The 24,910-nt window shown below is 70.1% G+C and carries 23 protein-coding genes; 11 read left to right on the top strand and 12 right to left on the bottom strand.

What is annotated here, in order from left to right; genetic code table 11:
- Positions 1–107 precede the first annotated feature (107 nt).
- Positions 108–1,532: a type I glutamate--ammonia ligase gene (gene glnA, locus NE236_RS11680; RefSeq protein ID WP_252841926.1), complete on the top strand. Its 1,425-nt coding sequence runs from the start codon at positions 108–110 to the stop codon at positions 1,530–1,532.
- Positions 1,533–1,716: 184 nt separating this feature from the next.
- Here glnA and NE236_RS11675 read toward each other — a convergent pair whose 3' ends face one another.
- Positions 1,717–1,980, bottom strand: coding sequence for a GntR family transcriptional regulator (locus NE236_RS11675; RefSeq protein WP_252841925.1), 264 nt, complete (start codon positions 1,978–1,980; stop codon positions 1,717–1,719).
- Between the two features lie 82 nt (positions 1,981–2,062).
- Here NE236_RS11675 and NE236_RS11670 point away from each other — a divergent pair, with 82 nt between their 5' ends.
- From NE236_RS11670 to NE236_RS11650, 5 genes are all read left to right on the top strand, one after another.
- The gene (locus tag NE236_RS11670) at positions 2,063–2,326 is read left to right on the top strand and encodes a hypothetical protein (protein ID WP_252841924.1); all 264 of its coding nucleotides are present in this window, start codon (positions 2,063–2,065) and stop codon (positions 2,324–2,326) included.
- A gap of 299 nt (positions 2,327–2,625) precedes the next feature.
- Positions 2,626–3,126 carry an HAD domain-containing protein gene (locus tag NE236_RS11665; protein ID WP_252841923.1) on the top strand — a complete coding sequence of 167 codons (501 nt, stop codon included), beginning with the start codon at positions 2,626–2,628 and terminating at the stop codon, positions 3,124–3,126.
- 24 nt (positions 3,127–3,150) lie between these two features.
- Positions 3,151–3,558 carry an OsmC family protein gene (locus NE236_RS11660; protein WP_252841922.1) on the top strand — a complete coding sequence of 136 codons (408 nt, stop codon included), beginning with the start codon at positions 3,151–3,153 and terminating at the stop codon, positions 3,556–3,558.
- Positions 3,559–3,686: 128 nt separating this feature from the next.
- Entirely contained in the window at positions 3,687–4,520 is an 834-nt protein-coding gene (locus NE236_RS11655; protein WP_252841921.1) for a phosphatase PAP2 family protein, read from the top strand.
- A gap of 13 nt (positions 4,521–4,533) precedes the next feature.
- The gene (locus NE236_RS11650; RefSeq protein ID WP_252841920.1) at positions 4,534–5,361 is read left to right on the top strand and encodes a phosphatase PAP2 family protein; all 828 of its coding nucleotides are present in this window, start codon (positions 4,534–4,536) and stop codon (positions 5,359–5,361) included.
- On the opposite strand, the gene NE236_RS11645 is transcribed toward NE236_RS11650, so the two are convergent.
- Complete coding sequence (locus tag NE236_RS11645) at positions 5,358–6,887, bottom strand: N,N-dimethylformamidase beta subunit family domain-containing protein (RefSeq protein ID WP_252841919.1); 1,530 nt, start codon at positions 6,885–6,887, stop codon at positions 5,358–5,360. The genes NE236_RS11650 and NE236_RS11645 overlap by 4 nt on opposite strands.
- 64 nt (positions 6,888–6,951) lie before the next feature.
- On the bottom strand, positions 6,952–9,948 hold the full coding sequence (locus NE236_RS11640; protein ID WP_252841918.1) for a bifunctional [glutamine synthetase] adenylyltransferase/[glutamine synthetase]-adenylyl-L-tyrosine phosphorylase: 2,997 nt from the start codon (positions 9,946–9,948) through the stop codon (positions 6,952–6,954).
- 89 nt (positions 9,949–10,037) lie between these two features.
- Here NE236_RS11640 and NE236_RS11635 point away from each other — a divergent pair, with 89 nt between their 5' ends.
- Complete coding sequence (locus NE236_RS11635; RefSeq protein ID WP_252841917.1) at positions 10,038–11,390, top strand: FG-GAP-like repeat-containing protein; 1,353 nt, start codon at positions 10,038–10,040, stop codon at positions 11,388–11,390.
- Between the two features lie 58 nt (positions 11,391–11,448).
- Here the strand turns inward: NE236_RS11635 and NE236_RS11630 are convergent, their stop codons facing one another.
- Entirely contained in the window at positions 11,449–13,035 is a 1,587-nt protein-coding gene (locus NE236_RS11630; protein ID WP_252841916.1) for an MDR family MFS transporter, read from the bottom strand.
- Positions 13,036–13,153: 118 nt separating this feature from the next.
- On the opposite strand from NE236_RS11630, the gene NE236_RS11625 reads away from it, so the two are divergent.
- Together NE236_RS11625 and NE236_RS11620 are read left to right on the top strand one after the other, a co-directional pair.
- Positions 13,154–13,723 (top strand): TetR/AcrR family transcriptional regulator, encoded by a 570-nt coding sequence (locus NE236_RS11625; RefSeq protein WP_252841915.1) that lies wholly within the window; start codon positions 13,154–13,156, stop codon positions 13,721–13,723.
- Positions 13,724–14,139: 416 nt separating this feature from the next.
- Positions 14,140–14,559 (top strand): hypothetical protein, encoded by a 420-nt coding sequence (locus NE236_RS11620; protein WP_252841914.1) that lies wholly within the window; start codon positions 14,140–14,142, stop codon positions 14,557–14,559.
- A 143-nt stretch (positions 14,560–14,702) separates the two neighbouring features.
- Here NE236_RS11620 and NE236_RS11615 read toward each other — a convergent pair whose 3' ends face one another.
- From NE236_RS11615 to NE236_RS11580, 8 genes are all read right to left on the bottom strand, one after another.
- Complete coding sequence (locus NE236_RS11615) at positions 14,703–15,080, bottom strand: VOC family protein (RefSeq protein ID WP_252841913.1); 378 nt, start codon at positions 15,078–15,080, stop codon at positions 14,703–14,705.
- 151 nt (positions 15,081–15,231) lie between these two features.
- Positions 15,232–16,593, bottom strand: coding sequence for a gamma-glutamylpolyamine synthetase GlnA2 (glnA2, locus tag NE236_RS11610; protein ID WP_252841912.1), 1,362 nt, complete (start codon positions 16,591–16,593; stop codon positions 15,232–15,234).
- 378 nt (positions 16,594–16,971) lie between these two features.
- On the bottom strand, positions 16,972–17,745 hold the full coding sequence (locus NE236_RS11605; protein WP_308209081.1) for an amino acid ABC transporter ATP-binding protein: 774 nt from the start codon (positions 17,743–17,745) through the stop codon (positions 16,972–16,974).
- On the bottom strand, positions 17,742–18,563 hold the full coding sequence (locus tag NE236_RS11600) for an amino acid ABC transporter permease (protein ID WP_252841911.1): 822 nt from the start codon (positions 18,561–18,563) through the stop codon (positions 17,742–17,744). The genes NE236_RS11605 and NE236_RS11600 overlap by 4 nt, the downstream gene beginning before the upstream one ends.
- A gap of 31 nt (positions 18,564–18,594) precedes the next feature.
- Complete coding sequence (locus tag NE236_RS11595) at positions 18,595–19,404, bottom strand: ABC transporter substrate-binding protein (protein WP_252841910.1); 810 nt, start codon at positions 19,402–19,404, stop codon at positions 18,595–18,597.
- A 74-nt stretch (positions 19,405–19,478) separates the two neighbouring features.
- A complete protein-coding gene (locus NE236_RS11590; protein ID WP_252841909.1) occupies positions 19,479–20,234 on the bottom strand; it encodes a penicillin-binding transpeptidase domain-containing protein in 756 nt (251 codons plus the stop codon).
- Positions 20,235–20,275: 41 nt separating this feature from the next.
- Positions 20,276–21,091, bottom strand: a complete 816-nt coding sequence (locus NE236_RS11585) for an ABC transporter substrate-binding protein (protein WP_252841908.1) — start codon at positions 21,089–21,091, stop codon at positions 20,276–20,278.
- A gap of 56 nt (positions 21,092–21,147) precedes the next feature.
- Complete coding sequence (locus NE236_RS11580) at positions 21,148–22,158, bottom strand: ArsR/SmtB family transcription factor (RefSeq protein WP_252841907.1); 1,011 nt, start codon at positions 22,156–22,158, stop codon at positions 21,148–21,150.
- A gap of 55 nt (positions 22,159–22,213) precedes the next feature.
- Here NE236_RS11580 and NE236_RS11575 point away from each other — a divergent pair, with 55 nt between their 5' ends.
- Together NE236_RS11575 and NE236_RS11570 are read left to right on the top strand one after the other, a co-directional pair.
- Positions 22,214–23,446, top strand: a complete 1,233-nt coding sequence (locus tag NE236_RS11575) for an MDR family MFS transporter (RefSeq protein ID WP_252841906.1) — start codon at positions 22,214–22,216, stop codon at positions 23,444–23,446.
- Positions 23,447–23,627: 181 nt separating this feature from the next.
- On the top strand, positions 23,628–24,875 hold the full coding sequence (locus tag NE236_RS11570; protein WP_252841905.1) for an MFS transporter: 1,248 nt from the start codon (positions 23,628–23,630) through the stop codon (positions 24,873–24,875).
- The last annotated feature ends 35 nt before the right edge of the window (positions 24,876–24,910 follow it).

Here is a 24,910-nt window from a genome sequence, read left to right as displayed (position 1 = left end):
GTGGCGATTCCATGCCTGCCGTAACACACGCGAAACACATGGGACATGGCGTGGAAACCGCGGGCACCTAGCGTTCTAAACGCAAAAAAGCGCCCCAAGGAGGTTGGATGTTCAACAACGCCGAAGAGGTCCTGAGCTTCATCAGGAACGAAGGGGTGCAGTTCGTCGATGTCAGGTTCACGGACCTGCCCGGCACGACGCAGCACTTCACGTTCCCGGTGGAGAACTTCGGAGAGAACGTCTTCACCGATGGGCTGATGTTCGACGGTTCCTCCATCCGCGGGTTCCAGGAGATCCACGAATCGGACATGCTGCTGCTGCCGGACCCGTCGACGGCTGTGATCGACCCGTTCCGCCAGCACAAGACGCTGAACATCACGTTCTTCGTCCACGACCCGCTGACCGGTGAGCCGTACACCCGTGACCCGCGCAACGTCGCCCGCAAGGCACAGGACTACCTGCGCGGCAGCGGCATCGCGGACACGGCCTTCTTCGGCCCGGAGGCGGAGTTCTACATCTTCGACGACGTGCGCTTCGAGACGAAGCAGCACGAGTCGTACTTCCACATCGACTCCATCGAGGGCGCGTGGAACACCGGCCGCAAGGAGGACGGCGGCAACCTCGGCTACAAGCCGCGGTACAAGGGCGGCTACTTCCCGGTGCCGCCGATGGACCACTTCACCGACCTGCGCTCGGAGATGGTCCGCCAGCTCATCGAGTGCGGCATCGAGACCGAGATGCAGCACCACGAGGTCGGCACGGCCGGTCAGGCGGAGATCGACATCAGGTTCGACACGCTGCTGACCATGGCCGACAAGCTGATGCTCTACAAGTACATCGTCAAGAGCGTCGCCCGGTCGGCCGGCAAGACGGTCACCTTCATGCCCAAGCCGATCTTCGGTGACAACGGCTCCGGCATGCACTGCCACCAGTCGCTGTGGAAGGACGGCTCGCCGCTCTTCTACGACGAGGTCGGCTACGCGGGCCTGTCCGACATGGGCCGCTACTACATCGGCGGCCTGCTCAAGCACGCCCCGTCGCTGCTGGCCTTCACCAACCCGACGGTGAACTCCTACCACCGCCTGGTCCCGGGCTACGAGGCGCCGGTCAACCTGGTCTACTCCCAGCGGAACCGTTCGGCGTGCGTCCGCATCCCGATCACCGGGTCGAACCCGAAGGCCAAGCGCCTGGAGTTCCGCGTCCCGGACCCGTCCGCCAACCCGTACCTCGCGTTCTCGGCCATGCTGATGGCCGGCCTCGACGGCATCAAGAACAAGGTCGAGCCGCCGGAGCCGGTGGACAAGGACCTGTACGAGCTGCCGCCTGAGGAGGCGCGTAACATCCCGCAGGTGCCGGGCTCGCTCGAGGCCGTCCTCGACGCGCTCGAGGCCGACCACGACTACCTCCTCGAGGGCGGCGTGTTCACGCCCGACCTCATCGAGACGTGGATCGCCTACAAGCGCGAGAACGAGCTGGACCCGATCCGGCTCCGCCCGCACCCGCACGAGTTCGAGCTCTACTACGACGTCTGATCGACCACCACGAGCGTGAGAGCCCACATATAGGGGCACTCGACGTCCGCGAAAGGCCGCCGACCGGTCCAGAACCCGGTCGGCGGCCTTTCGCATTCCGCGTGGCCAACAGGTTTCCGCCGAGACTTTTCGTACTTCCAACGCCGATAATCCACGACGATCATGACCCGCGACCCGGCCCGGCTCAGGCGTCGCGGTTGTGCACGTCCTGGCGCTCGATGACGAATGTTCCTTTGCCCGGCAACGTCTTGACTAGACCGCGGGTCACCAGCTCCCGCACGGCCCGGCGCGCGGTCAGCCTCGCGACACCGTATTCCTCAGCCAGCTTCATCTCGCTCGGCAGCCGGGCACCCGGAGTGAGCTCGCCGTGCTCGATCCGCTCAGCGAAGGCATCGGCGATCTGGACGTACACGTACTCGTCCGGTCTCAGCTCTACTCCATCAGTCACATGGATCACTGTAGAACGCTGTGACCTGCATAAACGATATAGTCCCTTCTGTAGCGGACTATAGCGCGCTACTCTGCTCTACATGACGGCAGAGGAAATGGATCTCGTAAAGCTTCAGGTGCGGTGGGGCGGGGGGTGGAGGATCTGGCGGGGGCGGCGGTACTGCGATGTCGGGGACGAGCGCACCGGGGACTGGATCGCCACGCGCATCGATGCGGCGGCCGGGGTCTGGCCCACGGTCATGCGGGCGACTCCGGAGGCGCTCGACGAGGCGCTGCACCAGCAGCTCGCCATGGTCGCCCGGGGAGTGACGCAGCCGCGGATCTCCGAGGCGGGGCCGGAGTGAGCGCCGCCAATGAGATGGCAGAGCTCCGCGAAGCACTCGAGCCGGCCATCATCGGCCGCCTTCGGCGCGCGGGCACGATGGCCCGGATGCGGCGGCTCGTCGAGGAGTACGTCGAAGACGCAGGCGCGCCGGCCCAGGCGACCGTCCCATCCGGTGCGCTTCGATGTCAGTCAAGAAATTTCGCTTGCTTCAACCCCGCCCGATAATTCCTGCGGGGCTCGGCGTCGACAGAGAAATGATCGATCATTCTTCCGCAGGGCACTGGCCCGAGCCGGGAGGCTGGCATAGCGTCCGAAGTCATGGACACGCCGTTGGTGCTTCTCGACGTGGACGGTGTTCTCAATCCCCTCCAACGCTCCCCCGGCTATCAGCGGTACCGCGCCTCGCCCAATGGCGTGGTCTACCGGCTGCTGCTCAATCCCGCGCACGGGCCGCTGCTCACCGGCCTCGCGACGGACACGGGCGCGGAGATCGTGTGGGCGAGCTACTGGACGGACGCGGCCAACGACTGGATCGGCCCGCGGATCGGGCTGCCCCCGCTGCGGCACGTCCCCATCCCGCCGCATGATCCGGCGTTCTCGCTCGGGGCGTGGAAGGCCAGGCACGTGGCGGACTGGGTCGGCGACCGGCCGTTCGTGTGGCTGGAGGACGAGCCGGACGTGCCCGACGTGCTCGCCTCGGAGGCGCGGCTGGGCCCGTACCTGGTCGTTCCGGTGGATCCGCTCGAGGGCCTCACCGAGACGCACGTCACCCAGGCCCGTGTGTGGCTGGAACAACTCGCCGGGGACCATGGTTGGTGACCAGCGACCTACAGAGGAGAGACCATGGCTTCGGTTCGGGTGGAGCGCACGGACGACGGGGGCTTCGTCGCCCGTAACGACCGCGGTGCGGAGGTCTCCTTCGGGAACTCCGACCAGGACGGCGTCTTCACTCCTGTGGAACTCCTGCTCGCCGCGCTCGGCGGCTGCGAGATCGTGACGGTGGAGCCGCTCACCGCCCAGCGCGGCCACCGGCTCGTGCGGCTCGCGGCGACCGTGGAGGCGGAGAAGATCGCCCCCACCAAGCTCGGCACGATCACCGTCACCTACGACGTGGAGTTCCCGGAGGGTGATGAGAAGGCCCCGCAGATCTTCACCGAGGTGGCGCACCGGGTGCACGAGAACCACTGCACGGTCGGCCGGGCGCTGCGCGAGGGCACCCCTTCGGAGCAGGTGCTGCCCGAGCCGTCCTGAGCCGCTCAGGCGAGACCCTTAGGGGGAGATATCCCCCCTGAGGACTAGGCCTGTAGTCTCCTGGGCCGAGTCGCAGACCATTCCTGGAGATGATCACAGAATGGTGCGGCTCGGCCAGGATTGACATCATGGCCCAGCTTGCCGCCCCCCGCCCTCATCCCACGCGCGAGCGGCCCGCCGCACCGTCCGCCGCGTCCTCGGCGCCCCGGCTGTGGCGGGAGATCGCGCTGGCCGTCGCGTTCTACTGCGCGTACACGCTCGTCCGGATGCTGATCCCGCACGACGAGCCGACGGCGTACGCGCACGCGTCGCAGATCCTGCGGCTGGAACACGCGATGGGCATCGACGTCGAGCTGGACCTCAACCACGCCCTCCTGAGGGAACCGTCGCTGGCCAGGCTCGCGAACTGGTTCTACGCCACCGCGCACTTCGCCGTCACGCTCGCCGTGCTCGTGTGGCTGTACCGGCGGCGGCCGCAGCACTTCCGCCGGCTGCGCACGTCCCTGATGGTCGCCACCGGGATCGCGCTGGCCGGGTTCTGGCTGTATCCGCTGGCCCCGCCGCGCTTCCTCGGCGGTCGCGGTTTCGTCGACCCGGTGACGGCGCTGCACAGCTTCGGCCTCTATTCGTCGCCGCAGGCCGGTTCGCTGACCAATCAGTTCGCGGCAATGCCCTCAATGCACGCCGGGTGGGCATTGTGGTGCGCGGTCGCGGTGGTGACGCTTTCCCGCCGTCCGTGGGTGCGCGCGATCGCCACCCTTTACCCGATCGTGACAATTCTGGTGATCTTCTCCACCGCCAATCATTACCTCCTGGACGCGGCGGTCGGCATCCTGATCACCGCGGGCGCGCTGCTCATCGGCCTGCTCACGCACCAGAAGGTGGCGGCGACGGAGCCGACGAGAGATCACAAAGTGACAAACAAGACAAGGAATACCGACGGCTCACCCGATTCGATCTGAGACCATAGGGATCATGTCGAGGTCGGCCGTTGCGCCAGTCGCCACGGGCGACACGACGGGGGCGCGAGCGGACGGGCGAACCGCGAAACGCCCCCGGTTCTACCGCGAGATCCTGCTCATCGCCCTCTGCTACAGCGCTTACTCCCTGGTGCGCAATCTCGTGCCGCCCAGCCACACGGCGGCGCTGCACCGCGGGCATGACATCCTGCGCCTTGAGCACCTGCTGCACCTGAACGCCGAGCTGTCGATCAACCGGCTGTTCACCGAGGTCCGCTGGCTGGGGATGGGCGCGAACTACTACTACGAGAGCCTCCACTTCGTCGTCACGATCGGTGTGCTCGTCTGGCTGTACCTGTCTCATCCGGAACGCTATGTCTTCTACCGGCGGCTGATCTTCGCGACGACGGTGCTGGCCCTCATCGGGTTCTGGCTGTATCCGCTCGCCCCGCCGCGCATGGTGCCCGGCTTCGTCGACACGGTGCTGACGTTCCACACCGGCGGCCTGTACGAGTCCGGGGCCTCGCCGGTCGCCTCGGTGTCGAACCAGTACGCCGCCATGCCGTCGTTGCACACGGGATGGTCACTGTGGTGCGCGATCGCCATCGCCGACGTGACGCGGCCGAGCCGGTTCCGGTGGCTGGTCTACTGCTACCCGGTCGTGACCGTGGTCGTCATCCTGGGCACCGCCAACCACTACCTGCTCGACGCCATCGGCGGCGTGGTCACCCTGAGCGCCGGTTACGCCGCGACCCGTACCGTGCGGGTCCTGATCCCGCACCTCGGCCCGCTGGCCCGCGTCTTCTCCACCGACGCCCGGTCCGGCACCTCGACGGTCCTCTAGTCCAGGTCGGCGCCCTGGGCCATTCCGGCGCCGGCGGGCTTGATCTTGGCGAGGTTGTCGTGCACCGGGTGGGCCCGGCCGGCCGGACCGGCGGCGAAGGCGCGCAGGACGTTCTCGGTCACCTTGGCGACGAAGGACGCCGCCTTGCCGGTGACGCCGTGGCCGCAGGCCCGGCCGCGCATGGCGCAGACCCAGCGCATCGTCCCGGTGGCGAACACCCCGGCCCCGCTCCTGGCCGTGTAGTACGTGGAGTCGGAGGTCGTCGTGGAGGTGCCGCACTCGACGGTGGAGTGGGCCAGCACCTCGATCGGGCGCGGCGTCGGTCCGCCCCTCGTCACCGCGTCGGACTCCGGGCCGATCACTCCGGGGAACTCATCCCCCTTGCGCACACCGGTTCCGGCGAACACCCAGTCGTCCGGCCGGTAGACCTTCCACGCTCCGTCGGCGGGAAAGCAGGTGTACATGATGCCGATCAGGGCGCTCTCCGGGCGGGGCTTCGGTGACAGGCGCCAGTCCTGGGTCTTCTCCGCCGGATCCTTGATCGGATCCTCGTCGGCGCTCTTGTAGCAGACGACGAGGCGGTCCGCGCCGAGGGAGGTCGACTCGAACCGGACGTGCCGGTTCACGGCGTTGGCGCCCAGGAACGCGATGTTCATCCCGGCGTCGCGGGCCTTCGTCGCCTCGTCGCGCATGGCGGTCGACCAGTACTCGTCGTGGCCGAGGGTGACCAGCGTACGGGCGCCGTCGAGCAGCCGCGGGTCGTGGTGCAGGTCGTTGTCGGTCTCGTACGCGAGGGGCAGCCCCGTCTTCTCGGCCAGCGCGACGGCGGGCTGCTCGAACGCGAGGAACTTGACCGCGCCGTTCCCGTCGTACGGACGGTCGAAGCTGACCGCTCGGGACCGGCCGTCGAAGCCGCCCGGCCCCTGGTACAGGTCGCGGCCGCCCCACATGTTGTACGCCTGCCAGGTCGTCGTGCCGCCCAGGACGACGACCTTGCCCGCCGTGCTCGGCGACCGGACGGTGATGGGCACGAACCGCTGCGCCCCCGAGTCGGCGTCCAGCCGCAGCAGGTAGGAACCTTCGGGCCAGTCACGGGTCGAGACGGTGAGGGAGGGCTTCCACGGCGCGGTCACCGTGTGGGTCTTCCCGGCCGTCTTCGCGCCCGCCTGCCGCAGCCCGGCCTGGTGCGGTGCGGCCCAGACCTTCCGCGCCTCGGCCCCGGCGTACCAGCCCATGCGGAAGGCGCTGACGGTGTAGCCCTTGGCCGTCGTCGACACGAACAGCCGGAACGACTCGCCCGGCAGCACGCTCACCCGGTCCGCGAAGCCCTCGATGGCATGCTCCGCACCCGGCTTGCGGACCTTCCAGTCCTTGGTGCCCGGCCGGGTGTTCTCGGCGGCCACGGGCGTCGGCGCCGGCCCGGCCGCCCGGTGCGGCGAGGCGGCTCCTCCCCCACCGCCGCCACCGCCGCATCCGGTCAGGAGCGCGAGGACGGCGAGCACGGCGACGGCCCGGTTGATGATCACACGGGGGATTCTCCCGCACCGCGTGCCCCTCCCGGCGTGCGGATAACCGGGCGTTAACCAGGGGTCAGGTGCCCGCGTCGTCGTAGAAGACGCGTTCGACGACGGCGCGGGCATGACGGGCGTGGCGGCGGTAGTCCTCCAGCATGTCGCCGGAGCCGGGATACCCGAGCACGCGGGCCACGGCGGAGCGCTCGCGGTGGTGCTCGGTCGGCAGGGTGTCCGAGGCACGTCCCCGCACGAGCATGACGGCGTTGCGGATGCGCGTGGCGAGCCGCCACGCGTCGCAAAGCCGTACGGCGTCCTCGCGGTCCAGCAGGCCGGCCGCCGCGGCCACGTCGAGCGCCGCCAGCGTACGCGTGGTGCGCAGCTCCGGCACGTCGTACGCGTGCCGCAGCTGCAGGAGCTGGGCCACCCACTCGACGTCGGACAGGCCGCCGGGCCCGAGCTTCGTGTGCAGGCGCCGGTCCACGCCGCGGGGCAGCCGCTCGGCCTCCATCCGGGCCTTCAGCCGACGGATCTCCCGCAGCGCGCGGTCGTCGATGCCGCCCCGCGGCCACCGCAGCGGGTCGATCAGCCCCCTGAACCGCGCGCCGAGCTCCTCGTCGCCGATCACCGGGGCCGCGCGCAGCAGCGCCTGGCTCTCCCAGGGCGAGGACCAGCGCCGGTAGTAGGAGGCGTACGAGTCGAAGGTGCGCACGAGCGGTCCCTGGCGTCCCTCCGGCCGCAGCCCCGGATCGACGACCAGCGGTGGATCCGGCGCCGGCAGCGCGAGCAGCCTGCGCAGTTCCTCGGCGACCGCGTGCGCGGCGGTCGCCGCGTCCCGGTCGGCGCCCGGCAGGGGGTCGTGGACGAACATCACGTCGGCGTCGCTGCCGTAGCCGAGCTCGTACCCGCCGAGCCGGCCCATCGCGACGATCGCGAACCTCGTCGGCAGCGGCGACCGCCGCTCCATCTCGATCTTGTCGATGGCGGCCCGCAGCGCCGCCTGGAGCGTGACCAGGGCGATGGAGGTGAGCGCCTCACCGGTCGCCTCCACGTCGAGGTGGCCGAGCAGGTCCGCCACGGCGACGCGCAGCAACTCGCGGCGCCGGATGCCGCGCACGGCGGTGACGGCGTCCGCCGCCGGGTCGAGCTGCAGGCGGCCCGGGACGGCGCTCATGTGCCGGCCCACCGCGGCCAGCGCCTCGGTGCGGAGCGCGTCGTACGAGCGGGGCGTCGGCTGGGCGTCGCCGGCCAGCAGGGTGACGGCCTCGGGCGCGCGCAGCAGCAGGTCGGTGACGTAGCGGCTCGAGGACAGCAGGTGCGCCATCCGCTCGGCCACCGTGACGTCGTCGCGCAGCAGCCGCAGGTACCAGGGCGTGGTGCCGAGCGCGTCGCTGACCTGTCGGAATCCGAGCAGTCCGGCGTCGGGGTCCGGGCCGTCGGCGAACCAGCCCAGCATGACGGGCAGCAGTGTGCGCTGGATCGCCGCGCGCCGGGAGACGCCGGCGGTGAGGGACTCCAGGTGCCGGAGCGCACGGTCCGGGTCGGCGTAGCCGAGCGCCTCCAGCCGGGTACGGGCGGCCTGGCGGGTCAGGCGCGCCTCCTCGCCCGGCAGCCGGGCCACGGCGAGCAGCAGCGGCCGGTAGAACAGCTTCTCGTGCAGGCGCCGGACCTCCCGCGCGTGCCGCCGCCACTCGGCGGTGAACTCCCCGACCGGGTCGGTGCGGAACCCGAGCGCCCGCCCCAGGCGCCGCAGGTCGGCGGGGTCCTCGGGCACCAGGTGGGTCCGGCGGAGCCGGTAGAGCTGGATGAGGTGCTCGACCCGCCGCAGGAACCGGTAGGCGTTCGCGAGCGCGGCGGCGTCGGCCCGGCCGACGTACCCGCCCCACGACAGCTTCTTCAGGGCGATCAGCGTGTTGGGACCCCGCAGTCCCTCGTCCGTCCGGCCGTGCACGAGCTGGAGCAGCTGTACCGCGAACTCCACGTCGCGCAGGCCGCCGGGGCCGAGTTTCAGCTGCCGCCCGGCCTGGTCGGGGGCGATGTGCTCCTCGACTCGGCGGCGCATCGCCTGGACGTCCTCGACGAAGTTGTCGCGCTCGGCGGCCCGCCACACCAGAGGGGCGAGCGCCTCGACGTACTCCTCGCCGAGCTCCCGGTCCCCCGCCACCGGGCGGGCCTTGAGCAGCGCCTGGAACTCCCATGTCTTGGCCCAGCGCTCGTAGTACGCGCGGTGGCTGGCGAGCGTCCGCACGAGCGGACCGGCCTTCCCCTCGGGCCGCAGCGCCGCGTCCACGTCCCACAGCGCGCCCTCGCTGGTGCTGGCCGAGCACGCCCGGATCATCCCGGCGGCCAGTCGTGTCGCCGCCCGCAGGGCGGCGGTCTCGTCCTCGCCGGGCATCGGCTCGGCGACGAAGATGACGTCGACGTCGCTGACGTAGTTGAGCTCCCGGCCACCGCACTTGCCCATGCCGATCACGGCGAGCCGGCAGGTGCCGGCCTGCTCGCCCAGTTCGGTGCGGGCGATGGCCAGGCTCGCCTCCAACGCGGCCGCGGCCAGGTCGGCGAGCTCGGCGGCGACCTCCTCGACGTCCGCTACCCCGGTCAGGTCACGGGCCGCCAGGTGCAGCAGCGCCCGCCGGTACGCGACCCGGAGCTCGACCGTCGGGTCCGGCCCATCGGCGCGGGGCGCGGGGTCGGCCGGGTCGGCGCCGACCGCGCCCAGCAGCGCGGCCCGCAGATCGCCGGCCGTGGGGCGCTGGACCGCCGTGGGACCCGCGAGGACCCGCCAGTGGCCGGGATGCCGGACGAGGTGGTCGCCGAGCGCGGCGCTGACGCCGAGGACGGCGATCAACCGGCCGAGGGCGTCCGGATCGGCGGTCAGCTCCTCCCGGATGTCGGTCCGCTCCAGCAACCGGAGCAGGCCGGTGAGCGCCAGGTCCGGATCGGCGGCGGCACCGAGGACGTCGAGCAGGTCGTCGCCGAGCCTGTGACCCGCCAGGCGGCGTTCGGCCTCGGCGACGTCGGTGAACCCGAGCCGGGCCAGCCGGGCGGTCGTGCTCTGCGTACGGCGTTCGGTCACGAACAAAGGTAATCATGAGCGTTTGCGAACCTGAGCCGCGGGCGGAGCGTCCCTTAATTCATGAGAAATCTTCACGAGAGGGACAACGCGTGAAACTTGTTTCCAGTGGTACCGCCGCCGCCGTGACCGCCGCCCTGACGGTCGGCCTCGCGTCGGCGGCGGTTGCGGCGGCACCGGCTCGGCCGGTGACGCCGCAGGTCGCCGCGCCGGCGGCCGTGAAGGCGGCCAAGCCCGGCGACTTCAACGGCGACGGCTATCGCGACCTGGCCGTCGGCGCCCCGGACGCCAAGGTCGGCAAGGCCGCGAAGGCGGGAGCCGTCGCGGTGGCGTACGGCTCCAAGAAGGGGGTCAGCACGGCGCGACGCCAGGTCATCAGCCAGAACAGCGCCGGCATCCCGGGAACGGCCGAGAAGGGCGACCATTTCGGCGCGCAGCTGGCGGTCGGCGACTTCAACCGGGACGGCTACTCCGATCTGGCGATCGGCGCCCCCGGCGAGGACATCGGCAAGAAGAAGGACGCCGGCTCGCTGACGGTCGTGTTCGGTTCCAAGAAGGGATTGTCGACCAAGGCGGTCTCGGTAGACGCCGTCGGCGGCGCCAAGTTGACGGCCGGCGACTTCGACAAGGACGGCCGGACCGACTTCGCCACCGCAGCGGGCTACGGCACGAAGATCTGGGTCGTGCGGGGCACCACGTCCGCCAAGCCGCGCGCGGTCGGCATCAGCCCGGGCAAGGACGGCCACGTCGACTCCCTCGCGGCCGGCGACGTGACCGGTGACGGTTACGCCGACCTCGCGGTGAGCTGGTGGTGGGACGACCCGGCCGACCAGGGCACCACGAGCGTGTTCGCCGGATCGGCGAAGGGCCTGGGCAAGAAGGTCGGCCCCACGATCGAGCTCGGTGACACGTACGGGCTCGCCGTGGGCGACCTGAACAAGGACGGCCGGGCCGACGTGGTGATCGGCGGGTACGAAGGCGACGGCTACAAGGTCTACCCCGGCAGCAAGAACGGGATGGACCAGGCGCACGGCACGTTCGGCAGCGAGGGCAGCGACCCCGTCGCGGCCGGGGACGTCAACGGCGACGGTTACGCGGACGTCGCGTCGGGGCTGTCGCCCGAGGACGGCCCCGAGGACCTGGTCGCGACACGGCTCGGCTCCGCGAGCGGCCTGTCCTCGAACATCCGCACTCTCACGGAGACGAACGCCGGCATCACGCCGAACCAGAACAACTGGTTCGGTACCTCGCTGGCCCTGACGGACCTGAACGGCGACGGCCGGGCCGAGCTCGTCACCGGCATCCCCGGACTCGGCGACTTCGCCGGGGCCGTGGCCGTGACGCCCGGCACCACGTCCGGCATCGCCACGACCGGCACCAAACTGATCAAGGCGAGCGCGTTCGGATTCGGCGCCGGAGCGCGCTTCGGCACGCTTCCCCGCTGACATGACATGGGGGCTCCCGGCTTCCGCCGGGAGCCCCCATGGTCGTGCTGGGACGAGATCAGATCGCCGGTTCGGTGATCGTCTCGACGGCCTGCTCGTTCGGGCTCTTCGCGGCCGAGCCGCGCAGCGGCACCTCACGGACGAACCAGGCGATGAGGAACGCCGCGAAGGCGACGACCGCTCCCCCGATGACCGTGCCGTGCAGGCCGCTGGTGACGCCGGCCTCGAACGCCTCCCGTACCGGCGCGGGCAGCGTGTGCAGCAGCGCCGGCGTCACGTGGGACCCGCCTGAGGTGATCTTGTGGGCGGCTTCCGGGCCGAGCCGGTCGCTGATGGTGTGCTCGAGGCGGTTGGTGTAGATCGAGCCGAACAGCGCCACGCCGAGCGAACCGCCGATGGTACGGAACAGCGTGACGGAGCCGCTCGCCGCGCCCATGTCCCGCAGCTCCGCGCTGTTCTGGGTGATGAGCATCGTGTTCTGCATGATGAAGCCCATTCCGAGGCCGACGCCGAGCGTCAGCGCGGAGCTCATCGCGGTGCTGGTGTCGACCTTCAGCATGAGCAGCACGAGCATGCCGACGGTCATCACCGCGCCGCCGATGATCGGGTAGAGCTTGTAGCGGCCGTTGCGCGCGATGAGCTGGCCGGTGGTCAGCATGACGACGAGCATTCCGAACATCAGCGGCAGGAGCAGCAGGCCGCTGGTGGTCGCAGAGGCGCCCTGGACGTCCTGCATGTACTGCGGCAGGAAGTTGACCGCGCCGAACATCGCGGCGCCGACGAAGAAGCTCAGGATCTGCGCGACCGTGAAGTTGCGGTTGCGGAACAGCCGCGGCGGCAGGATCGGCTCGGGAACGCGGGCCTCGGCGAAGACGAACGCGACGAGCGCCACCACCGACAGGATCGCCAGCCCGATGATCTGCGCCGACGCCCAGGGGTACTCGCTGCCGCCCCAGCTCGCCACGAGGGTGAGGGCGACGATGCCGACCGTCAGCAGGAACGCACCGATGAAGTCGATCTTCGCCTTGATGTGCGGGGTGTGCAGGCGCATGCCCAGCCCGGTCACGAGCAGCGCGACGGCGCCGATCGGCAGGTTGACGTAGAAGGTCCAGCGCCAGCTGAGGTGGTCGGTGAGGAAGCCGCCGATCAGCGGACCGCCGACGAAGGCGACCGGCATCATTCCGCCGATCATCGCCTGGAAGCGGCCGCGCTCACGCGGCGGGACCAGGTCACCGATGATCGCCATCGCCCCGACCATGAGGCCGCCGGCCCCGAGGCCCTGCAGCGCCCGGAACCCGATGAGCTGCCCCATGCTCTGCGAGAGCCCGGACAGCACGGAGCCCACGAGGAAGATCACGATGGCCGCCATGAACATGCCCTTGCGGCCGTACAGGTCGCCGAGCTTGCCCCAGATCGGCGTCGCGGCCGCGGTGGCGAGGGTGTACGCGGTGACCACCCAGGCCAGGTGACTCAGGCCGCCGAGGTCGCCGACGATCGTGGGCAGCGCGGTGCCGACGATCAGGTTGTCGAGCATCGCGAGGAACATGCCGAGCATCAGGCCGATCATCGCGATGTAGATCGACCGCGCGCTTCTCTGCTCTCCCGCACCCGGTGGCGCGGTGTCCGCAGTCTTCGTCCCCGACATGGGTAGCCTCTCTCTGACGCGCTCGGCGCCTACTGGCCGACCGGCTAGTTTTCTTACTTGTCGTAAGGTAAGCTACGAACTAGCCGGTCGTCAAGTTAGTTTTGGACGGAGATTGATCATGGGCGAACACCGCGGCGACACGCGGGCGAGGATCCAGGCGGTCGCGCTGGAGCTGTTCGCCGAACAGGGTTACGAGAAGACCTCGCTACGGGAGATCGCCGAGCGGCTCAACGTGACCAAGGCAGCGCTGTACTACCACTTCAAGACCAAAGAGGACATCATCGTCAGCCTGTTCGACGACGCCCTCGCCAGGCTGGACGATCTCATCGCCTGGGGCCGCGAGCAGCCCGCGACCCTGGAGACGCGGCAGGAGCTGGTGCGCCGCTACGCCGATCAGCTGTACGGCAGCGGGCCCGGGATCATGCGCTTCGCCCAGGAGAACCAGGGCACCATGCGCGACCTCGCGGTGGGCGAGAAGCTCCGCTGCCGGGTCAAGGACCTGATCGAACTGCTCGCCGACCGGAAGGCGCCGCTGACCGAGCAGCTCAAGTCGGCCATGGCGGTCTTCACGCTCAACGCCGCCCTGTTCACCTTCAGGGACTACGACATCACCGAAGAGGAACGCCGGGCCACCGGCATCGCCGTCGCCCTGGAACTGATCTCCGGCTCCAGCCACGCCGAAAGCTGACCCGCCCCCGGCGACTGACCGGGAGCGTCGGCCACCTGGTGCCCGTAGCCGGGTCCGGTCACCTCTCACTTCTGGGTACGGCCCGAGGGTGCGCTGCCTCGTTCTGTGCCTTCTACTGGCGAGAGAAATTTCTCTCACCAGTAGAAGGCACAGAACACGATGGCAGCGAATCCGGTTCTTCATCACCACGCACGATGCGGGCAACAAGGACTTCGAAATGGCGCGCCACATCGACGCGATCGTGCTCGGCCTCACGCCTCTAGCTATTCCTTGCCGCATCGGCAGACTCTGCTTCGACCCTCGTTTCCCACCATGCGGGGATCCTTCTTTCCATAGCTCTATCGCCACCGACGAACGCCTCCGCACAATCGTCGACAGAGCCGACGTGGCCTGAGACCAGCTCTACCATGAGCGTTATGCCCGAAGAACCCCCGCGATTCCCGTCGCATCCCATACGCGAGGTGGAAGCCCGGTATGTCAAGCAGGCCGTGTGCGGCGTGTTCGCCGTCGTCACGGTCGACTTCGAGCCAGGCCACGGAGCCGGCAACGGCATCGAGCTCGCCATACCAACCGATGTGTGTTTCGTCTTCGGACGCAACGGCGGCGACCACGACTACAGAGTCGTCTTTGGGTATCTCGACGCGTTCGCCAAAGGCATGCTTGAGGAACTGGCCGCCAACCAGCAGATCATCATGGACGCCAAAGTGATCCTACGGCGCATGGTCATCCATGACGTCGACTCGAACGAGCGCTCCTTCCACACCGCGGGGAAGATGGCCGCACGGACAGCCCTGGAACGTGCTTTGGACGGTTGTCCCGCCGAGACCTCCCAATAAAGCAGCACCTGCCGAGAAGCGAGACACGCTCATCCCTCAGGCAGCACCCTAGAAGGGGCAAACGTTTTGATGTGGCACTAGAGATGCCCGTCGTGGGTCATCCCCTCGCCCCCTCCGACGGCCCTCGTTGCCGACGAGGGCCGTCAGAGTGGGGCGAGGCGGGCCTTGAGCAGGCAGAACTCGTTGCCTTCGGGATCAGTGAGGACGTGCCAGGACTCCTCCCCGGTCTGGCCGATGTCGGCCGGGCGCGCCCCGAGCTTCAGGAGGCGTTCGAGCTCGGCGTCCTGATCGCGGTCGGTGGCGTTGACGTCGATGTGCAGCCGGAGTTGCTCGTTCTTCGGCTCGTCGTTGCGGCTGAGGAAGATCGTCGGCTGCGGGCCGCCGAACCCTTCGCGCGGCCCTATCTCGATGCAGCCCTCCTCGCGATCGAGCACTATGAAGTCCAGGACCTCGCACCAGAACCGCGCCAGCACCTCGGGGTCGTGGCACTTGAGCACAAGCTCACTGATACGGCATGCCATTGACGAAACCTACTCTCAGCGTGGGAACTGCCGGGGTGGCCGCGCACGGATCTCATGGGCTCCCGCAGTGAGAACACTCCCGCGACCGTACCGAGGCGAGCAGGGGCGAGGTAATTTCAGGCCCTCGCCTGACTAGCGGTCTGAGCAGGGCTTACAGCACCGACAGGTAGCGGCGGCGTTCGTACTCGGTGACCTGGCGGCGGTAGTCCTCCCACTCGGCGCGCTTGTTACGGAGGAAGAAGTCGAAGACGTGCTCGCCGAGCACCTCGGCGAGCAGCTCGCTGCGCTCCATCGCGGCGATGGCCTCGTCCAGGCTCTGCGGCAGCGGCTCGATGCCCATCGCGCGGCGCTCGGCCGCGGTCAACGCCCACACGTCGTCCTCGGCGCCCGGCGGCAGCTCGTACCCCTGTTCGATGCCCTTGAGACCGGCGCCCAGCATCGCCGCGAAGGCGAGGTAGGGGTTGCAGGCGGTGTCGGGCGCGCGGAACTCGATGCGGGTCGCGTGGCCCTTCTGCGGCTTGTACATCGGCACGCGCACCAGCGCGGAGCGGTTGTTGTGGCCCCAGCAGATGTACGGCGGCGCCTCGCCGCCCGCCCCGGCGGACGCGCCGACGCCGCCCCACAGACGCTTGTAGGAGTTGACCCACTGGTTGGTGACCGCGGTGATCTCGGCGGCGTGCCGGAGCAGGCCGGCGATGAACGCGCGCCCGACCTTGGAGAGCTGGAACTCGGCTCCGGGCTCGTAGAAGACGTTGCGGTCGCCCTCGAACAGCGACAGGTGGGTGTGCATGCCCGAGCCGGGCTGGTCGGTGAACGGCTTGGGCATGAAGGAGGCGTGGACGCCCTGCTCGAGCGCGACCTCCTTCATCACCAGGCGGAACGTCATGATGTTGTCGGCCGTGGTGAGCGCGTCGGCGTAGCGGAGGTCGATCTCCTGCTGACCCGGCCCGCCCTCGTGGTGGCTGAACTCGACGGAGATGCCCATCGACTCCAGCATCATGATCGCGTTACGCCGGAAGTCGTGCGCGGCGCGGTGCGGCGTGTGGTCGAAGTAGCCGCCGGCGTCGACGGGCGTCGGCTCGCTGCCGTCGTCGGGACGCTCATTGAGGAGGTAGAACTCCAGCTCGGGGTGGGTGTAGAAGGTGAACCCGAGGTCGGCGGCGCGGCTGAGGGTGCGCTTGAGGACATGGCGCGGGTCGGCGAAGCTCGGTGAACCGTCCGGCATGAGGATGTCGCAGAACATCCGGGCCGTGCCCGGCGACTCCGCCCGCCACGGCAGCACCTGGAACGTCGAGGGATCCGGCTTGGCGAGCATGTCTGCCTCATAGACGCGGGCGAACCCCTCGATGGCCGACCCGTCGAACCCGATGCCTTCGGCGAAGGCCTGCTCCAGCTCGGCGGGTGCGACCGCGACGGACTTGAGGAATCCGAGCACGTCGGTGAACCACAGCCGGATGAAGCGGATGTCGCGCTCCTCAAGCGTGCGGAGCACGAACTCCTGCTGACGGTCCAAAACCGATCCCCTTAGCAACCTGCGGCGACAACCATGGCCTCATATCAGTGTGCCGCGCCCATGTTTCGGTCACGTTACAACGTTCCGGCGCGCGATCGGTCTCCGGGACCGGGCACGGACGCACTCCGCCTTCCAGCCGCGGTGCCATCGGGTTTCCGATCGGGGTGGGCATGATCGACTATTGGTTCTCTACGGCGTCGCCTCATTACGGTCGGCGCATGTGTAGTTTCCCCATCATCCGAAAGGCCCGTCCGGCGTCACCGACGGCCGACGCGGCGTACTTCACCGGTCGCGACCCCAACCTGCTCGTCGCGCGCCTGGCGCACTGAGACGCGGGCGCCGGCCACCCGGCCGGCGCCCGTCTCATGTCCGGTGCCCTCAGTCCTCGATCTCCGCGGCGGCGGGGTCGAGGACCCGCGACAGGAACCTGCGGGTCCGTTCGTGCGCGGGGTCGCCGATGACCTTCGACGGCGGCCCCTCCTCGACGATGACGCCGCCGTCCATGAACACCACCCGGTCGGCGACCTCGCGGGCGAAGCTCATCTCGTGCGTGACCACCAGCATCGTCATGCCGTCGAGGGCGAGTTTGCGCATGACGCCGAGCACGTCGCCGACGAGCTCGGGGTCGAGCGCGGAGGTCGGCTCGTCGAAGAGCATGACCTCCGGGCCCATGGCCAGCGCACGGGCGATCGCGACCCGCTGCTGCTGCCCGCCGGACAGCTGCGCCGGGTAGGCGTCCACCTTGTCGGCCAGCCCCACCCGGGCGAGGTTCTCGCGCGCGATCCGGTCGGCCTCCACCGCGGGGCGCCGCAGCACCTTCCGCTGGGCGATGGTGACGTTGGCGAGCACGGACAGGTGCGGGAAGAGGTTGAACTGCTGGAAGACCATGCCGATGCGGCGGCGTGCCGCGTCGATGTCGACGTCCGGGTCGGTCAGCTCCACGCCGCCCACGTACACGTTTCCCTCGGTGGGCTCCTCCAGGAGGTTCACGCAGCGCAGCAGCGTGGACTTGCCGGACCCGGACGGCCCGATGACGCACACGACCTCGCCGCGCCTCACCTCGAAGTCGATGCCGCGCAGCACCTCCAGATCCCCGAACGCCTTGTACAGCTCGATGACCTGGACCGCCGCGCTGTCGTTCACGGTCGTCACCGCTGCCCCCTCTTCTGCCGGGCCTCCAGCCGCCGTGCCAGGTGGCTGAGCGGGATGGTGATGAGCAGGTAGCAGATGGCGGCGACGATGATCGGCGTGGTGTTGCCCTGCTGGCTGGCCGCGTCCTGGGCGAACTTCGCCAGCTCCCGCTGCTCCAGCGTGATGCCGAGGAACAGGACCAGCGAGGAGTCCTTGAACAGCAGGACCAGCTCGCTGGTCAGCGGCGGGATCACGATCCGCAGCGCCTGCGGGATGATGATCGAGCGCATCGCCCGCCCCTGCGACATGCCGAGCGTCCGCGCCGCCTCCATCTGGCCGCGCGGCACGGCCTGGATGCCGGCGCGAATGGTCTCCGCCATGTACGCCGCCGAGACCGCTCCGAGGGCGACGGCGGCCGTGCCGTACACCCCGCCGGGAAGGTTGGTCCCCGGGAAGGCGAGCGGGATGCCGGTGCCCATGAAGATGAAGATGAGCAGCGCGGGCAGACCCCGGAAGACCTCGATGTAGGCAAGGGCGAACCAGCGGTACGGCGGAACCGACGACAACCGCATCAGCGCCAGCACCAGCCCGGTTATCAGGCCGAGCCCGAACCCGGTGACCGTGAACAGGAGGGTGTTCCGGAGACCGACCGTGATGATGTCGGGGAACACTGTCTTGGCGACGCGCCATTCGGCGAAGTTGGTCTTCAGGGCGCCCCAGTCCGCCAGGGACGCGGCCAGTACGACGGCGATGATGAAGATGCCGTACTCGCCGCCCAGGATGAGCCGGCGGCGCTGCCTCCGGGTCAGCCGCGGCGCCGCCTCCGCGTGTTGAGTCATCTGCGGCCTCTCGGATCGATCACCGCCGGGTTCAGGCGTTCGCCGGCATCGGGCCGATCCACTTCTCGTAGATCTTCTTGTACTCGCCGTTCTGCCGCGCCTCGTCGATGGTCTGGTTGATCAGCGCGAGCAGCTTGGGGTTCTGGCCCTTGCGGACCGCGAAGCCGTACTGCTCACCGGTGTTGAGGCTGGCCGCCACGCCGTACTTGGCGTTCGCGGAGTCCTTCAGCCAGCCCTGGACGACCGGGTAGTCCTCGATGATCACGTCGACCTGGCCGCTGCGCAGTCCGTTGAGCAGGCTCACGGAGTCCTTGAAGGACTTCGAGTCGATGCCCTTCGAGTGCGCGTAGTCCTCACCCGTGGTGCTCGCCTGGGAGCCGACCTTCAGCTTCTGCGCCTTCACCTCGTCCAGCGACGTGAAGGTCACGCCCTTCTTCCCCATCAGCGCCTGGGTGGCGTTGAAGTACGGCTTGGTGAAGTCGATGAACCGCGCCCGCTCCGGCTTGATCGTCATGCCCGCGGCGGCGACGTCGCACTTCCCGGCGTTCAGCGCGGTGCCCGTCTTGATCGTCTCAAAGGGCGTGTCGATGATCTGCTGGGTCACGCCGAGCTTCTTGGCCGCCAGGTCGATGATGTCGACGTCGAAGCCGACGACCTTGCCGCCCTGGGCCGACTGGAACGGCGGGTACGGCAGGTGGGTGCAGGTGACGAGCTTGCCCTTCTTCACCAGCTTGGCGCCCTGGACCGTCACTCCGTCTCCTCCGCCGCTGCAGGCGGTGAGGGCGAGCGCGGCCGCGCAGAGCCCGGCGGTGGCGGCGGCAAGTCGGCGACGAATAGCCACAAATCCTCCATAAGCCATGAAAACAACTGTCCGACTATTTCATATCAACCGCCACCTGCGGAGACTCCACTGGGTCACGACTTGATGACAGCCAGAAAGTGGGCCGCCACCGGCGCGGCCACCTGCCCGCCGTCGCCGCCGTTCTCGACGAACACGGCGAAGGCCAGATCGCCCCGGTAACCGATGAACCACGCATGGGTACGGCCCTCGGCATCATATTCGGCCGTCCCCGTCTTGCCCGCCGTGCCGGCCGGAAGCCCGGCGCGCGCGGCGGTCCCCCGTGTGGCGACCGCGCGCATCATCGACCGCAGCCCGGTCACCACCGATGAGGACAGCGGCCTGACCGTCCCTCCGCGGAGGAGACGCGCGTCCACCAGACGCGGAGAGCGGTAGGACCCGTCGGCCACGGCGGCGGCGACGACCGCCATCGCGAGCGGGTTCGCCTGGACCTTCCCCTGCCCGATCGACGCCTCGGCCAGCCCGTTGTCGCCACCGGGGTCCGGGAAGTCGCCGGAGTACGCGGTGTCCGTCCCTACGTCGAAGTGGCCGTCGAACCCGAACGCGTCGGCGCTCGCCTTGAGCCGCCGGGCTCCCGCCACCACGCCGAGCGTGGCGAAGGTCGTGTTGCAGGACTCCGCGAACGCGTCGGCGAGCGGCACGCGGCCCAGGGCGAGGCCACTGTGGTTGTGGATGGTGCGCTGCCCGGCCACCGTGACGGCCGGACAGTCGATCGGGCTCGCCGGGGTCATGCCGCCGTCCAGCAGGGCCGCCGCGGTGACCACCTTGAACGGGTGTAGTCCTGCGGCATCACCGGCCGCCTCAGACGGCATCAGACGGACCTTCCGGCCGCGACCGGAGTGATCCGGCGGCGTCAGCCGGTGGCGGCCGGCGGCATGGGCCCCATCCACCGTTCGTACGTCCGCCGGTAGGTGCCGTCCCGCCGGATCTGCGCGATGACCTGATCGATCAGCCGCAGCAGCGCCGGGTTGTGGCCCTTTCGCACGGCGAAGCCGTACTGCTCGTGGGTGCGCAGCCCCGGGACGAGGGTGAAGTCCGCGTTGGCCTCGTCGGTGAGCCAGTAGCGCACCACCGGGTCGTCCTGGACCAGCACGTCGACCTGGCCGGTGCGCAGCGCGTCCAACTCGGTCGTGGCGTTCTCATAGCCCTTGGTCTGCCATCTCCGGCCGCGCGCGTACGCCTGTCCGGTCGTGCCGACGACCACGCCGACGCGCAGCCCGCCCGGACCGAGGGCGTCGGGCGTGACGCGCACATCGCGGCGGGCCATCAGCGCCTGCCCGGAATCGAAGTAGGGGCGGGAGAAGTCGACCACCGACGCCCGCTGCGGGTTGATGGTCATCCCGGCCGCCGCCAGGTCGCACGCCGCCACCGCGAACACCTGCCCCGAGGTGATCGCCGTGAACCGGGTGTCGATGATCTTCTGCCGGACGCCCAGCCGCCGGGCGACCAGGTCGATCAGGTCCACGTCGAAACCGACGATCGCCTTGCCCCGCTGGAACTGGAACTGGAACGGCGCGTACGGCAGGTGCGTGCAGGTGGTCAGCGCGCCCCGGGTGACCAGACGGACACCGTGCACGGTCTGGCCGGCCGGCGCGCAGGCGGCCAGCAGGCAGGCGGTGACCGCCGTGGCGGGTACGGCGGACGCACGGGACAGAGTGATCAGGTGCACGGTGCCTCCGAGGGAGTCGCGACGCTCGGTCCATCACGCTCACGCACCAGAGTCAATCAGTTGCTCTCAGTGACGTCCATGTCGATCGCGTCGCCCGAGGCCGCGAGCGCGTCCCCGGCCGCCGTCCGTGCGTACAGCACGCGCCTGCCGACCCGGCGGCCCGTCACCAGGCCGCAGGCACGGAGGACGCCCAGATGCTGGCTGATCGCGCCCGGCGTCACCGCCAGGCGCCGGGCCAGCTCCGTGGTCGACGCCGGGCCCGCGAGCGCGAGGAGCAGCGCTGCCCGGCGCCGGCCGATCAACGCCGCGAGGGCGTCCGGGGGCGCCGCCGGGGCGGTCTCCCACAGCGTCGCGACACCGTACGCCGGATAGCTCAGCATCGGCCGGTACGGCGGGACCATCATCGAGACGGAGGGCCAGACGAACGCGCTCGGCACCAGGATCAGCCCGTGCCCGGCCAGCGCACCCCGATAGTGCCACGTACGCTGGACGGCGAGCCGGTCGCCGTGCCAGCGGACCGCCTCGTGGAGCCCGGCGAAGAGCCCTTCGGCGCCTCGCTCGGTGAGGGCGCGGGACCGCCGGAGCACGTCGGTCTCCAGCAGCGCCTGGGTCCTCGGCCAGTATTCCTCGAGCGCCGCCTCCCAGTAGGCGCCGAGCAGGTCGGCGACGTGCGCGAGCGCGCGCTCGGGCTCCTCGATCATCGCCCGGCGCCGCTCTTCGAGCGGGGCGGCGCCCTTGCTGCGCAGCCCGACGTGCCGGATCTCCTCGGCGACCAGGTGGGCGGGCGTGGCCCGGACCATGGCGAGCTCTGTGACGAAGTCGGGCAGCGGGGACTCCGGCGGCGGCGTGAGGAAGTCGGGGATGTACCCGTCGGCGGGAACGAGCGCGTGCAGCGGAGTCAGGTCGAGCCCCTGCAGCCGGGGGCGTACGGCGCGGACCCACGGCAGGTGAAGCGCGCGCCGGGAGGGTTCGGCCAGCACACGCAGACTGTGCATGAGCTCCCAGAGGGGCGAGAACGCGAACCGGACGCGCGCGACGTCGTCGGGGGCGAAGAGGAATTCGATCATTTAGGCACCGCTAAAAGAATTCCAGGCGGGCACCCGCGTTGTCGACCATGACCGCATGACGTCCGTCGAGGAGATGCCGCTTCCCCCGCCCACCCGGCTGCCCCCGTTCCTGCACGCCCGGGTCGGCGGCCTGCCGCGCGCGTTCTGGGCGCTGTGGGCCGGCAGCTTCGTCAACCGGCTCGGCACGATGGTCGAGCCGTTCCTCGCCTTCTACCTCACGGGGGTGCGCGGCCTGTCGGTCACGGCGACCGGGATGGTACTGGCGCTGTTCGGTCTCGGCTCGATCGTGTCGCAGTTCGTCGGCGGGGTGCTCGCCGACCGGGTCGGGCGGCGCGCCACGCTGACCGGCGGGATGCTGGCCACCGCCGCGGCGATGCTCGCCCTCGGGTACGCCACCGCGACGCCGGTCCTGGTCGCGCTGGTGTTCGTGCTCGGCCTGACCATCGACGCCTACCGCCCCGCGTCGCAGGCGCTGCTGGCCGACCTGGTCGGGCCCGCCGAGCGGACCCGTGCGTTCGGGCTGCTGTTCTGGGCGATCAACCTGGGCTTCGCGGTGGCCATGGTGCTCGGCGGGACGCTGTCGCGCGCGGGCTTCTCCTGGCTGTTCTGGGTGGACGCGGCCACGTGCGTGGTGTGCGGCGTCCTGGTCTGGCGCGCGGTGCCCGAGACGCGCGGCCGGCGCGCGGAGCGGGAACCCGGTGGGTTCGCGGACGTGCTGCGGGACCGCGTCGCGGTCGGCTCGGTGCTGGTCGTCCTGTGCTACGGCTTCGTGTACCTGCAGGCCTACTCGACGCTCCCGCTCGCGATGCGGCGCGTGGGGCTTCCCCCGTCGGCGTACGGCTTCGCGATGGCCCTCAACGGGATCGGGATCGTCATCGTCCAGCCGCTGATCGGCGCCTGGCTCGGCCGCCGTGACCACAGCCGGGTGCTGGCGGCGGGCGTGGCCGTGGTGGGCGCCGGGTTCGGGCTCACCGCGTTCGCGGCGTCGGCGTGGGCGTTCGCGGCGACGGTCGCGGTGTGGACGCTGGGCGAGATCCTCTTCGCGGCGGTGTCGTCGGCGATCGTCGCGGACCTCGCACCACCGCACCTGCGGGGCCGCTACGGCGGGCTGTACGGCATGGCGTTCGCGCTCGCGTCGCTGCTGGGACCGCCGGCGGGCGGCGGGCTGCTCGGCCTGGCCTCCTGGTCGCCGTGGCTCCTCTGCGCGATCCTGTGCGGGACCGCCGCCGCCGGAGCCCTCGCGCTCGGCCCGGCCGTACGACGCCGGAGACGGGCCCTGAAGCACTGAGACCGCGACGAGCCCCCGTCACCGCGCTCTCGCCGCGCTGCGGCGTGATCCGCAGGTTCCCGGAGCCGTCCAGGGAGACGTTGGACGTGGACCGATCCACACATCCCTGGGGGTTGACCACTTGAGTCCGGAATGTCTAACTTCAGGTGGTTAATCCCCTCAGAGGCGGCGTACGAGCTGAATGGTGCAGGCCCCGAGCTCCTCTGGCCTGGCCCGCGGACTGTCCGTTCTCCGGGAACGGAACTTCCGCTGGTTCTTCGTCGGCCAGTGCACCTCGATGCTCGGCGACGGCATGGTCGCGCCCGCCCTCGCCTTCGCCGTCCTCGGCCTCACCGGACGCGCCGTCGACCTCGGAGCCGTACTCGCCGCCGGATCGGCGTCCCAGGTCCTCTTCACGCTGGCCGGCGGGGTCATCGCGGACCGGCTTCCCCGGCACGCGCTGATGCTCGGCTCCGACCTCGTTCGCGCCGTCAGCCAGGGCCTGGCGGCCACCCTGCTGATCACCGGGGCCGCGCGGGTCTGGCATCTGCTGATCTTCCAGGTGGTACACGGGATCGCCGCCGCGCTGTCCGGACCCGCCGTCGCGGGGCTCGTCCAGGCGACGACACGACCCGAGCAGCGGCAGCCCGCCAACGCGCTGCGCGTCCTGGCCCTGTCCGCGTCCCTCATCACCGGGCCCGCGGTCGCCGGGATCCTGGTCGTCGGCGCCGGCCCCGGCTGGGCCATCGCCGCCGACTCGGCGACGTTCGCCATCAGCGCCGCCTGCCTGTCCCGTGTCCGGCTGCGGCGGACCGGTGACGAGCGGGCGCGACGGTTCACCCGCGACCTGGCCGACGGCTGGCGGGAGTTCCGATCCCGGCGGTGGGTGTGGAGCGTCATCGTCGCCGCCTCACTGGTCAACCTGCTCTACGGCGCGTTCTCGGTGCTCGGCCCGACCGTGAGCGCCCGGTCGTTCGGCGGCGCGGGCGCGTGGGCGCTCATCTCGGCGACCTTCGGCGCCGGCTGCCTCGGGGGCGGGGTGATCGCGCTCTGCGTACGGCCGCGGTTCCCGCTGCGCTCCGGCGTGGCGATGATGGCGATGTTCGCCTGCCCGACCCTCGCCCTGGCCGCCGATCTCACGGTGGCCGGCATCGCGGTCGCGGCGTTCTGCGGCGGCCTCGTCCTCATGGTCTTCAACACGCTGTGGGAGACGGCCCTGCAACAGCACATCCCGGCGACCGCGCTGTCGCGCGTCAGCGCCTACGAATGGGCCGGCGCGATCGCCTGCCAGCCACTGGGCCTGGCGCTGGTCGCGCCCGTGGCCGGCCGGCTCGGCCTGCACGCCACCCTCTGGACCGCGGGGACCCTGCAGCTCCTCGTCGTCCTCACCCCACTGCTCTTCTCCGAGGTTCGCACGCTGCCGTCTCCACCAGGCGATCGCGCCACCTGACCGGTCTGATCACCGCGCCGGTCCCCCCACGGATG

The sequence above is a fragment of the Actinoallomurus purpureus genome, assembly GCF_024055795.1.
Taxonomy (GTDB): domain Bacteria; phylum Actinomycetota; class Actinomycetes; order Streptosporangiales; family Streptosporangiaceae; genus Actinoallomurus; species Actinoallomurus purpureus.
Note: the sequence above shows the minus strand (reverse complement) of the source record. Positions and strands in the feature narration are given on the sequence as shown.

Coding starts and splice junctions, on each gene's coding strand:
- glnA (WP_252841926.1), top strand. CDS start 108: ATGTTCAACAACGCCGAAGAGGTCCTGAGCTTCATCAGGAACGAAGGG.
- NE236_RS11670 (WP_252841924.1), top strand. CDS start 2,063: ATGACGGCAGAGGAAATGGATCTCGTAAAGCTTCAGGTGCGGTGGGGC.
- NE236_RS11665 (WP_252841923.1), top strand. CDS start 2,626: ATGGACACGCCGTTGGTGCTTCTCGACGTGGACGGTGTTCTCAATCCC.
- NE236_RS11660 (WP_252841922.1), top strand. CDS start 3,151: ATGGCTTCGGTTCGGGTGGAGCGCACGGACGACGGGGGCTTCGTCGCC.
- NE236_RS11655 (WP_252841921.1), top strand. CDS start 3,687: ATGGCCCAGCTTGCCGCCCCCCGCCCTCATCCCACGCGCGAGCGGCCC.
- NE236_RS11650 (WP_252841920.1), top strand. CDS start 4,534: ATGTCGAGGTCGGCCGTTGCGCCAGTCGCCACGGGCGACACGACGGGG.
- NE236_RS11630 (WP_252841916.1), bottom strand. CDS start 13,035: ATGTCGGGGACGAAGACTGCGGACACCGCGCCACCGGGTGCGGGAGAG.
- NE236_RS11625 (WP_252841915.1), top strand. CDS start 13,154: ATGGGCGAACACCGCGGCGACACGCGGGCGAGGATCCAGGCGGTCGCG.
- NE236_RS11620 (WP_252841914.1), top strand. CDS start 14,140: ATGCCCGAAGAACCCCCGCGATTCCCGTCGCATCCCATACGCGAGGTG.
- NE236_RS11615 (WP_252841913.1), bottom strand. CDS start 15,080: ATGGCATGCCGTATCAGTGAGCTTGTGCTCAAGTGCCACGACCCCGAG.
- NE236_RS11600 (WP_252841911.1), bottom strand. CDS start 18,563: ATGACTCAACACGCGGAGGCGGCGCCGCGGCTGACCCGGAGGCAGCGC.
- NE236_RS11590 (WP_252841909.1), bottom strand. CDS start 20,234: ATGCCGTCTGAGGCGGCCGGTGATGCCGCAGGACTACACCCGTTCAAG.
- NE236_RS11580 (WP_252841907.1), bottom strand. CDS start 22,158: ATGATCGAATTCCTCTTCGCCCCCGACGACGTCGCGCGCGTCCGGTTC.
- NE236_RS11575 (WP_252841906.1), top strand. CDS start 22,214: ATGACGTCCGTCGAGGAGATGCCGCTTCCCCCGCCCACCCGGCTGCCC.
- NE236_RS11570 (WP_252841905.1), top strand. CDS start 23,628: ATGGTGCAGGCCCCGAGCTCCTCTGGCCTGGCCCGCGGACTGTCCGTT.